This window comes from Pseudomonas brassicacearum, from assembly GCF_003732265.1.
Lineage (GTDB): Bacteria > Pseudomonadota > Gammaproteobacteria > Pseudomonadales > Pseudomonadaceae > Aquipseudomonas > Aquipseudomonas brassicacearum_D.
Map to the genome: position 1 here is coordinate 1 of NZ_MOBK01000346.1, position 289 is coordinate 289.

1 protein-coding gene is annotated in these 289 nt (G+C 59.9%); it reads right to left on the reverse strand.

Going from position 1 to position 289, the window contains the following annotated elements; all coding sequences use genetic code 11:
* Positions 1-289 (reverse strand): hypothetical protein (locus tag BK660_RS32755; protein WP_185045326.1); only part of this gene is annotated, 289 nt, incomplete at both ends.

Sequence of the window (289 nt, forward strand, 5' to 3'; positions counted from 1 at the left end):
GTCCACACCATCGATCAGCAGTTGTTTGCTGGCGATCGAACCGGGCTGGGCGCCGATCACCAGGTTTTTTCCTTTGACGGCGTCGCTGGTCAGTAACCGGGCAAACGACAGGTCGTCGCCGACGGGCGTAACTTCGGCGCGGGCTGGCAGCGGGGCAAGTTCGGCGAAATGCGCGGTGGCGTCTGCGCTGAGCTTTTCGACCTGCTTCAGGTAGGCGGTGCGTGTCGAGGCAAGTTCATTGACTACCCCGGCAATTATCAAGTACGGACTGTTGGCTATATCGTCCTGA